At 37.6% G+C, this 9,674-nt stretch carries 9 protein-coding genes, 1 tRNA gene and 5 pseudogenes; 6 read left to right on the forward strand and 9 right to left on the reverse strand.

The window, feature by feature from the left end; translation table 11 throughout:
• From P164_RS00005 to P164_RS00030, 7 genes and pseudogenes are all read right to left on the reverse strand, one after another.
• A pseudogene (locus P164_RS00005) lies at positions 1 to 495 on the reverse strand (serine--tRNA ligase); the annotation flags it as partial.
• A 415-nt stretch (positions 496 to 910) separates the two neighbouring features.
• Positions 911 to 1,024 (reverse strand): HTTM domain-containing protein, encoded by a 114-nt coding sequence (locus tag P164_RS18855; RefSeq protein WP_316930169.1) that lies wholly within the window; start codon positions 1,022 to 1,024, stop codon positions 911 to 913.
• 135 nt (positions 1,025 to 1,159) lie between these two features.
• Positions 1,160 to 1,921 (reverse strand): annotated as a pseudogene (locus P164_RS19150) (HTTM domain-containing protein).
• A pseudogene (locus P164_RS00015) lies at positions 1,914 to 2,848 on the reverse strand (bifunctional riboflavin kinase/FAD synthetase). Before P164_RS00015 ends, P164_RS19150 begins: the two co-directional pseudogenes overlap by 8 nt.
• Before the next feature lies 1 nt (position 2,849).
• Positions 2,850 to 3,472: pseudogene (pth, locus tag P164_RS00020) on the reverse strand (aminoacyl-tRNA hydrolase).
• 301 nt (positions 3,473 to 3,773) lie between these two features.
• Positions 3,774 to 4,399: pseudogene (locus tag P164_RS00025) on the reverse strand (50S ribosomal protein L25/general stress protein Ctc).
• A gap of 26 nt (positions 4,400 to 4,425) precedes the next feature.
• A complete protein-coding gene (locus P164_RS00030; RefSeq protein ID WP_028374449.1) occupies positions 4,426 to 5,367 on the reverse strand; it encodes a ribose-phosphate pyrophosphokinase in 942 nt (313 codons plus the stop codon).
• Positions 5,368 to 5,501: 134 nt separating this feature from the next.
• Between P164_RS00030 and P164_RS00035 the strand changes: the two genes are divergently transcribed.
• Positions 5,502 to 5,581, forward strand: a tRNA-Leu gene (locus P164_RS00035).
• Between the two features lie 214 nt (positions 5,582 to 5,795).
• On the opposite strand, the gene P164_RS18875 is transcribed toward P164_RS00035, so the two are convergent.
• Together P164_RS18875 and P164_RS18880 are read right to left on the reverse strand one after the other, a co-directional pair.
• Positions 5,796 to 6,653 carry a TonB-dependent receptor plug domain-containing protein gene (locus tag P164_RS18875; RefSeq protein ID WP_234405795.1) on the reverse strand — a complete coding sequence of 286 codons (858 nt, stop codon included), beginning with the start codon at positions 6,651 to 6,653 and terminating at the stop codon, positions 5,796 to 5,798.
• Between the two features lie 122 nt (positions 6,654 to 6,775).
• A complete protein-coding gene (locus P164_RS18880; RefSeq protein ID WP_234405796.1) occupies positions 6,776 to 7,963 on the reverse strand; it encodes a TonB-dependent receptor in 1,188 nt (395 codons plus the stop codon).
• Positions 7,964 to 8,535: 572 nt separating this feature from the next.
• Here P164_RS18880 and P164_RS18885 point away from each other — a divergent pair.
• The 5 genes from P164_RS18885 to P164_RS19060 all read left to right on the forward strand — a co-directional run bounded on the left by P164_RS18885 (position 8,536) and on the right by P164_RS19060 (position 9,605).
• Positions 8,536 to 8,760, forward strand: coding sequence for a hypothetical protein (locus tag P164_RS18885; protein WP_028374450.1), 225 nt, complete (start codon positions 8,536 to 8,538; stop codon positions 8,758 to 8,760).
• Positions 8,724 to 8,876 (forward strand): SUMF1/EgtB/PvdO family nonheme iron enzyme, encoded by a 153-nt coding sequence (locus P164_RS18890; protein ID WP_234405798.1) that lies wholly within the window; start codon positions 8,724 to 8,726, stop codon positions 8,874 to 8,876. Before P164_RS18885 ends, P164_RS18890 begins: the two co-directional genes overlap by 37 nt.
• On the forward strand, positions 8,843 to 9,121 hold the full coding sequence (locus tag P164_RS18895; RefSeq protein WP_028374451.1) for a hypothetical protein: 279 nt from the start codon (positions 8,843 to 8,845) through the stop codon (positions 9,119 to 9,121). Before P164_RS18890 ends, P164_RS18895 begins: the two co-directional genes overlap by 34 nt.
• Before the next feature lie 225 nt (positions 9,122 to 9,346).
• Complete coding sequence (locus P164_RS19055) at positions 9,347 to 9,472, forward strand: hypothetical protein (protein ID WP_262490344.1); 126 nt, start codon at positions 9,347 to 9,349, stop codon at positions 9,470 to 9,472.
• Positions 9,465 to 9,605, forward strand: a complete 141-nt coding sequence (locus P164_RS19060) for an SUMF1/EgtB/PvdO family nonheme iron enzyme (RefSeq protein WP_262490345.1) — start codon at positions 9,465 to 9,467, stop codon at positions 9,603 to 9,605. Before P164_RS19055 ends, P164_RS19060 begins: the two co-directional genes overlap by 8 nt.
• Positions 9,606 to 9,674: the final 69 nt, after the last annotated feature.

Raw genomic sequence — 9,674 nt, forward strand, 5'->3', positions numbered from 1 at the left:
CCGGCACCTGTAATTTTGTTACCCAGTTCAAAATCTATGATGTCATATTTTTTTTGCCAGTTCCCAATGCGGCAAGCTGCCATCTTCTAAAACAGGAATATCTCCCTTGCGGAAAACCTCTTCATTATCATCTTCACTTTTCCCTGCGGGTACACTTTCCTGTGGGATGTTAGGAATGGTATACAGTAATTGATCTAATTCTTCAATAGTTGCAGTAAGTGTTTCCTGTAAGTTTTTAGAATCTTCCTTCAACTTAACAGTGCGCTCTTTTAAAATGTTAGCTTTTTTAGCTTCGCCATTTTTAAACATAGCCCCTATTTCTTTAGAGAGCTTATTGCTTTCGGCGAGAGTATTATCTAAAGAAGTCTGGGTGCTACGACGCTTGTCGTCTAAAGAAATTACTTGGTCAAAAACAGAAGTGGCATCAAAATTACGTTTAGTAAGTGCTTTGATGTATTCTTCTTTGTTTTCACGTATATCTGCAAGGTGTAGCATATCTTAATTTTAGACGGCAAAAGTACGTAAACCCACGCTAAAAACGGAAGCTAATAATTTAGGATTATGCTATAAAAAAGCAGAACTTAATTAATTATGTAAAGCCTCTTTAGTAGATTCCTTTCCCAGTGGAGACGGCATAATCACTCATTGTGCCAGAAATAATCCCATTTAGCAGCAGCCATGTCCTACCTCTGGATCAATTAAGTATGATAATCGCTGTCGTTAACCCGTATCTTACAATCTACATAAATGCAACGTCTTTACCTTTTGCTGCAAAATCTTTTTTAATACGCTGGCAAACTGCCAGATTACATCTGGTTTTGTGCTACAGATCGTTGCTGCTTGCGGGAGAGTATTTTGTTGTGATCAAAAGGTATTTCAAGACCAGTGTTTTTGTCAATAACCTTGAAGTTTATCCTCCGCCTTTAGAGCGTAGCATCATACGCCAGCTAAGACGGTGCCCTTCTTCAGTCCACAGTACATCATCTTTAATAATCCAATGTCGTAAAGGGAGCTCCAGTTGAATTAAAAATACAAACCGAAAATGAGTAGAGCCGGTTTGTAGATATCTGGCCGTATCACTTCAGCTTTATCGTAGAATTCTTTTTTAGGTAAGAAAATACGCTGTATGGTTTCCGAAGAAAGAAGAACAGTGTGAATGCTAAGTGACATATATGGGAAAATGCCAATTTGAAACACTACTGAATGAATAAGTGAAAAAAGATGAAAATATAAAAGCAAAATTACGGGTAGGTTTCCACAGTAACGCAGGAATTATAAGAAGGTCAAATAGAATTCCAAAATAGGCGATGCACCAGTGCACCCATTTTAGTTGAAGGAGTCCTCCTATTATGCGGTAGTCTGCTTTTGAGCGCATAAGTTGCTCTGCATACTAGCATCGAGCCAGTCTGGGTAAAGTTTTGCTGCGGAAGCATAGGTGTAAACAATCCAGAGTTGAGCGATTATAATCATATAAACCCAGCGCGGCATGCTTATTTTTTTTAAAGCTGGGTTTTGTTTACATCTATTGAAAAGTATCGGTTTGCAGGCAGGCAAGCCATTATACCCAAAAGAAGCATTAAGAGGTAGTAATGATTGTTGTACGATGATTTTGCATCAAATAAACCGCAGACCACATAATACCATAAACAACAACACTAAAGCGGTATTTAAAGCCTAACATAATAAATACGCCAAATAATCCCATTATCCCGTAATAGTAGAGCATACCATTGCCGGGAAGAGGTTGTAAAAAATCTAGGCCTATAAAATTGAATGTAAAATCGCCTTCCATTAAGGTGGTGCGAATCCACCCGGTGGCAATTGCTCCCCAGGCCTCTATCGTAATCAGCAGACCAAAAAATACTCTAAAAACGATGAGAGCGCTATTGTCTACCTGTTTGTAGAGATACTTATTAAGCATCTAATTTTTTAATAAATTCCCGAGAGAAACGTTCATCTGCCTGCATAGCTTCAATTAAATCGGCTACATCATTAAATTTTTTCTCATCGCGCACTCGGGTAAGCAATTCTATTTGAAGATGCTGGTCGTAAAGATCTTCGTTAAAGTCAAAGAAAAAAGTTTCTATGGTAAGATCGCTTCCGCCTACGGTGGGGTTTGTGCCTATATTCATCATCCCGTAAACCGTCTGCCCGGCAATAACAGATTTTACAACATAAACGCCCTTAGCAGGAATGAGCTTATAGTTTTCTTCAACCTTAAGATTTGCTGTAGGGTAATTAAATTTTCTGCCTAAACCTCTGCCGCGAGAAACAATCCCGTTGAGCATAAAAGAATATCCTAAATAGTCATTAGCAAGTCTAATATCACCTTCAAGAAGTGCTTTGCGAATTTTAGTAGAGCTTACAGCGACGTCATCAATATCTTTTTTTGAAATCTCTTCAACTTCAAAATTATAGTGTTTACCAAATTCTTTCAGATCTTCAATATTTGCATTGCGGTTACGGCCAAAATGATGATCGTATCCTATAATTACTTTGTGCGCTTTAAGCTGATCTACTAAAATAGTTTTTACAAACTCTTCTGCTGTTAAACGTGAAAAATCTTTGGTAAAGGGATGAATTATTAAATGGTCGAGTGTTGTTGCCTCAAGAAGGTCTTTTCGCTCGGTTATTGTATTTATAAGTTTTATCTGGGTATCTTTTTGAAGCACCATTCTAGGTGCGGAAAGAAAGTGAGTACTACAGACTCTAAATCGTTGTTTTGCGCACTGGTAAGCAGGCGATCTATAATTTTGCGGTGTCCTAAATGAACACCGTCAAAAGTGCCAATAGTAACTACGGTGTGTTTTGAACCGTTAAAGCCTTCTGCAGAAATGTGTTGTTCCAATTTATTTGCCGTTGTACGCGTTCATTGTATTTGTAATGCCCGAAGCTATAAAACTTTCAACAACTTTGCACGACATATCAAGCCTTTCGGGCATATCTAGTTGTTCTTCTTTTACCCATTCTCCTAAAACATAATCTACTTGTCTGCCCTTGCTAAAACGATCGCCTATGCCAAAACGAAATCGGTTATATGCTGAAGTTAAAAGCTGATTTTGAATGTCTTTAAGACCGTTATGACCACCATCACTGCCTTTTGTTTTTACGCGAATGGTTCCAAAATCAAGATTAAGATCATCTGTAATAACCAGAATATTTCTAAACTTATTTTTTCTTTTTGCATCCAGAAGTTTACAGATTTACCACTAAGATTCATATAGGTATTAGGTTTTAATAAAATAACCGTTTTACCTTTAACCTTAGTATAAGCGACATCACCCAGTTTTTCTGTTTCCCAGGTGGTTTCTTTTAATTCTGCGTAGGCATCAACAATTTTAAAACCAATGTTGTGTCGGGTTTCTGCATATTTAGGGCCTATGTTGCCTAAACCTACTATTAAGAACTTCTTCATAGGGTCTATGGTTTCCTTTTTTGATGAGCTAAAAAATTTGCTAAAGAATGCACTCATATTTTACTGCTCAATTAATGAAGAGCATTGTTTGTATTCAAAATTTAATGTTCTAAAATTTCTGTGGAATACATTTCTGGTATTTCAATTTTGAAAATCAGAATCAATAAATTATATAACCTACACAGTAATTCTGGCGTATAGGGTTTATTATCTCTGCAAATTTAAGGTTTTGAATGTATTGAATTTGAATAATTGGTTAAGCTTATCAGAAAATTACTGTCTTTAATTTGCTCTTGAAGTTAGCGCATAAAAAACACCCACGATAGCGGGTGTTTTTGTTATGGTTTTTTGATTAAACCTATGCTTCAGGGTTAGCAGCTTGTTCAGTTGCTTCTGTAGTTTCAGTTTCTTCTTCATCCTCGTCATCCATGTCGGCAACAACATTACGAGAAGTTCTAACCTGACAAACAACAGTGTTGTCTGGGTGAAGATATTTCCAGTCTCCTTGTTCAATTTCAGTAATGTACAATTTATCACCAATTTTAAGTTTGGTAATATCTGCAACAACAAAATCAGGAAGGTTTTTAGGCAATGCCTTAACACGTAACGTACGGAATGTTTTACGTAAAACACCACCATTACGTACACCTCTAGAGTTACCTTCGTAGTGTACAGGGATAGTCATTGTAACTTCTTTACCTTCAAAAATCTGGTAAAAATCTACGTGAAGAATGCGATCTGTTACCGGGTGAAATTGAATGTCCTGAAGAATTGCCATATAGGTAGTTCCGTCAAGCTCCAAAGTCGCGGTATGCGCATCTGGAGTATAAACCAAGCTTTTAAACGCTAATTCTGGTGCGTTAAAGTGTACTGGCTCATCCCTCCGTATAATACGCAAGGAACCTGTCCAGCATTACGTAGGGCTTTTGCAGCTTTCTTGCCCACGCTTTCTCTTTTAGATCCTGTGATCGTGATTGACTTCATTTAATTATATATTAAGTATTAATAAATTACATTATAAATTTTGATGCAATAGACGTGTTATTGTGCACACGGTGCATTACATCTGCAAATAAGTCTGCGCATGTTACGATGCGTACTTTATTGCTTTCTCTTCGTGGGGGAATACTATCGGTTACGATAAGTTCTTCTAATTTACTTTTTTCTAAACGCTCATAAGCATCGCCGCTTAGTAGGGCATGTGTACATATTGCACGTACACTTAATGCGCCACGTTCCATCATTAGATCGGCAGCTTTTGTAAGTGTACCGGCAGTGTCTACCATGTCATCAACTAAAATGACATTACGACCTTTTACATCACCTATGAGTTCCATATAGCTAATTACATTAGCTTTCTCACGTTGTTTGTAGCAAATTACCACATCACAATCAAGAGCTTTAGAATAGGCATAGGCTCTTTTAGAACCACCCATATCTGGTGAAGCTATCGTTAGGTTAGGTAAATTTAAAGAGCGTAAGTACGGCAAGAATACTGTAGATGCAAATAAGTGATCAACCGGGCGTTCAAAAAAGCCTTGTATTTGATCTGCGTGTAAATCCATCGTTATTATGCGTGTTGCTCCTGCAGTCTCTAATAAATTAGCGACTAGTTTTGCGGCAATAGGTACTCTGGGTTTGTCTTTTCTATCCTGGCGTGCCCACCCAAAATAGGGGAGTACAGCCGTGATATGACGAGCAGAAGCACGTTTTGCGGCATCGAGCATAAGCAACATTTCCATCAGGTTTTCACTGCTGGGCATTGTTGAGCCTATGATAAATACTCGTGATCCTCTTACAGATTCTTCAAAAGAAGGTTGAAATTCACCGTCACTGTAGGTTGATGTGATAATCTTACCTAGCGGTTGCCCGTAAGCTTCAGCTATTTTTTCAGCTAAGGCCCTGCTTTGAGTACAGGGAAAAATTTTTGCTTCGGGTTCTTGTAAAGGCATCTGTATCTTATGATTAGATTAGCTAAATTTATAAGAGGCTGCAAAAGTATAAATTTAATTGGGTTGTAGAGTTTTATTTGATGATAAATTTTAGTGAAAGAACCTTATTTTTTATTAATTTTGGCACGCACAATGCCTCGGTGGCGGAATTGGTAGACGCGCTGGATTCAAAACCCAGTTCTTACGAGTGCGGGTTCGATTCCCGCCCGGGGTACAAAGCTCAACAGAAATGTTGGGCTTTTTTGTTTTTAAGGTCTATTGCAACAACTTACTTAACAACTATTTTGAAGGAGCTAATCCAATAAAATATTTTGAAGATAACTGGATAGACCGTCTTTAGTAAAATAATTCAAGACCTAAACAATAAATCCGCATATCGTTAAGTAGCGATATACGGATTTGTTATAAGTTATAGTACAGGTTAAGTGCTATAATTTTAGCTTAAAGCCTCCATTAATTACAAACCCATCTACAGGTGCATAAATATCTCTAAATTGAGGATCATCAATGCTTCCTGTGTAAATAGTGTCAAATCTGGTTTGACGCGTGTCTAGTAGGTTTTCAAAATTTAGAAATAACGAAAATTTATCTCCTAATTTCTTTTCGGTCATTACACCTACAATCCAGTATGCATCACCGGTAGCACCGTCATTTAATTGTTGCGGGCTGTAGTAGTATCCTTCGAGACCTATCCAGAAATTTTCGTGTTTTTCATACATCAACACATTGTTTAGGCGGTGGGTTGCTACTAGAGGATATTGCTCGCGCTTACCGTTATACTCCTGGTTTACATCAGCAAGCGTATAGCCTACAAATAATTTAAAATCGTGATAACTTAAACGCAAGTTTGCTTCTATCCCTTTTGTATCTATTGCACCATCGGGTTGAGTAAATTCAAACGAAGAACCCGATGTTCTGGTTAGCAATAGGGGGTCATTAATTTGTGTATAGAACAACAGAATATTTGTAGATAGATTCAGATCCTCTGTAATAGACCATTTATAATTTGCATCTAAATTAAATCCCATAGATTGCTCTGCACTGGTTTCATCAACATCTATAGGTAATATATTCTGAAACTGCAAGCGCTCTACATCTTCTGTAAAAACGGTGGGTGTTTTATAACCTAAACCTCCACCGGCTCTTAAGGTAAGTTGTGTTGATGGCTTGTACATTACAGAAAATCGGGGAAGTATATAAAACCCGTAATCACTTTGATAGTCACCTCGCAAGCCGGTTTCAAGCGTCAAATTTTCTTCAATATCCCATATATTCTGGGCAAACATTCCGAAGGTATAATTTGTAAAACTTAAATCCTGATTGGGATTTCCCTCATATTGTTTGAAGTCTTCCGTCCATAAATTAATACCGGCAACCCACTCGGTCTTCTCCTCAATTGCGGTTAGGTTTATTTCTGAAAATGAGGAGGTTTGCTTTCCTGCAAATGTATAGTCAGGATTTCAATCTTTCGATCAAAAAAACTAATGCTGTTTTTGACTACCAGTGACAAGGTACTCGAGAAGCTATGCGACCCTAGCAGTTGTGTCGAAAAACGGTCTGTGCTATTGCGTTCAAAATAACCCGCATCGCGATCTTCTTTTATAAAATCTATCGATCCGCCCAAGCGATTTTCAGTAACAAAATTGAAGCCTATATTTAAATTAGTTTCTTCATTTAAGTACAAAAAGAGCTTGGGGTTTAAGGTAAAACGATCGTATTTAGGAATCGCTGTAAGGCCTATATCTGCCGGATCATAAGGAGTAGCGGTATTGTAGGAAGCAAAAACTGTGGTCCCTATTTTGCCATATTTTTCAGAATAAAAACCGCTCAAATCTAAACCTAATGCTGATGTGGCATTGGCCATAAAACTTAACTCTCGTTCTTCTTGAGGTGTTTTTGAAATTAGGTTTACCAGACCTGCAATCGCACCGCCGCCATATAATGTTGAAGACGAACCTTTAATTACTTCGACTTGCTTAAGGTCTAAGGGTGCGATTTGCATTAGGCTTAATCCGCCTGAGTAACCCGAATATAACGGAAGACCATCGCGTATTAACTGGGTGTACTTACCGTCTAAACCTTGTATTCTAATACTCGAGTTGTAACTGGTAGCAGAGGTTTGCTGCGTTTGTATTCCGGTACTTTCATTAAGTAGCATTCTAATATCACCGGGTTTCATATTTCCTTTCTCGGCTAATTCTTCACCGGCAATAAATTCTAGACGGGAAGGAGTATCTTGAAAAGTTCTTGAACTTCGTGTAGAGGTCAAAATAATTTCGTCCATTTCTTCGTGAGATTCCTGAAGTAGGATTGTTTCATTTAAATATTGATTATCTAAAGGAAAATTTCGTGTAATTCTTAAGGTTTTAAAACCTACATAACTAATTTCTATAGTGTGTGTGCCGTCTGGTATATTCTTTAAATGTACGAGACCTTGCATATTAGTGACTGCACCATTGTTTAAAGTTTTAATGAATACGGAAACGCCATAAAGCGGTTCGTTGTTTTCAGATTCTTGTATAGTGGCTTCAAATGAATTTTGAGCCCAGGTTGTTGTGCATGCTAATAGCCACAACATTAAAACGAGATGTTTCAATTTGTAAATGTTTTGATTATAAATGTGTTTTTTCGCTTAAGCGAAATCGAAAGAATTTCTATATCTAGCCTTAGGAGGCTTAAAGGAAGGTGAACAGAAGTTATACGTGTTCAGACTTTTATAGGATATGATCTTAGAAGTCAAAATAGATTCTTGTATAAATGAAATTTGATCAAAACTAGGGCTAATAAAACCGGTACAGTTTCCGCAGCTAAAAAATGGAGAGCAGGGTAAATGATCAACATCGTGATCACTCTGTGAGGTGTCATCACATATTTCAAAAGATGCAGAATCGCAAAATTGCTCTGTAAAACAGCACGGAAAAACCGAAGAAAAAAGTGTGATAATAGAAAGGGTCAGAATCAATGTTCTCATCGCTACAAAAGTAGTATTTTTTAGATTTGAATAAGCGCTATTGGGCTTCTGTAAATTTACAATTAACAGCAAAAACTTTATTAGAAGTACTTACGTGGTTACTTTTACCTGAGAACCGTTTGCCTGGGTATGAGGAAGATTAGCTTCAATATAATTAGTACGTTATGATCTTAAAAAAATATCTTTCCGTCTTATTGATGCCGCTAGTTTTATGCACACAAGCAACGGGGTGTAGAGAGAAGCACCCTATAAAAACTATTACAGAAAATGCAGCTTTAGAAATAGCGCCACGAATTATAGCACAACCAGATAGTATTGCTACACCAGACGGAATGGTCTGGGTGTCGGGGATACAGTTTACTCAGGAGCAACAGCTACTGATCTACTGGCTTTACCGCGCGAAAAACCCGCACATCCTGTAGTTGTAGATGGTTTTTTTATAGATAAGACCGAAGTTACAAACGCTCAATTTAAAGATTTTGTGATGCGACGGGTTATGTTACTGTGGCAGAACGGCCTATTAAATGGGGGGAATTAAAAAAAGAATTACCGGCAGGAACTCCAAAGCCCGCAGACAGCCTATTACAGCCTGGCTCTTTAATATTTAATCGTAACGTTGAGCAGGTAATAGATTTGGATAATTATACACAATGGTGGGAATGGAAAATAGGAGCCAATTGGCAGCACCCTCAGGGACCAGAAAGTTCGATTAAGGGAAAAGAAAATTATCCTGTTTTCATATTACCTATAAAGATGCTCTTGCTTATTGCCAATGGCAAATAGGAGACTGCCTACCGAAACCGAATGGAAGCCGCTGCCCATGGAAAAATGCATGGTGTATATATACCTGGGGAAATGATGAGAAAGAATTAACTACTAAGGCAAATACATGGCAAGGTGATTTCCCTAATAAAAATATAAAAGAAGATGGTTTTCATATGCAGCACCGGTAGCTTCTTTTGAGTCTAACTCACTTGTATTTACGATATGTCAGGTAACGTGTGGGAGATGACCCAAGACTGGTTTTCAGTGCGTTATTATCAGGATATAGATAGTAGCAAAAAGTCACTCAATCCACAAGGACCGAAAAACCATTTAATCCTGAAAATCCTTATCAACAGGAGAAGTGATTAAAGGAGGTTCGTTTTTGTGTGACAAGTCTTATTGTGCGAGCTATCGCATTTCTGCCCGTATGGGGCAAAGCTTAAATTCTTCTTCAGACCATACCGGTTTTAGAACTGTGGTTGATCTCGCTATGTTGAAATAGGAAAATTTTAGAATTTTATGTTTCTGGATTACGCTTTGTTCCCTTTTTAGATTTTTGTGTATCAGTGTA

The organism is Leeuwenhoekiella sp. MAR_2009_132 (assembly GCF_000687915.1).
Taxonomy (GTDB): Bacteria; Bacteroidota; Bacteroidia; order Flavobacteriales; family Flavobacteriaceae; genus Leeuwenhoekiella.

Excerpts from the sequence above, each read along its gene's own strand:
- P164_RS00030 (WP_028374449.1), bottom strand. The coding sequence starts at position 5,367 with ATGCCTTTACAAGAACCCGAAGCAAAAATTTTTCCCTGTACTCAAAGC.
- P164_RS19055 (WP_262490344.1), top strand. The coding sequence starts at position 9,347 with ATGACCCAAGACTGGTTTTCAGTGCGTTATTATCAGGATATAGATAGT.
- P164_RS18875 (WP_234405795.1), bottom strand. The coding sequence starts at position 6,653 with ATGTTTGCCCAGAATATATGGGATATTGAAGAAAATTTGACGCTTGAA.
- P164_RS18885 (WP_028374450.1), top strand. The coding sequence starts at position 8,536 with ATGCCGCTAGTTTTATGCACACAAGCAACGGGGTGTAGAGAGAAGCAC.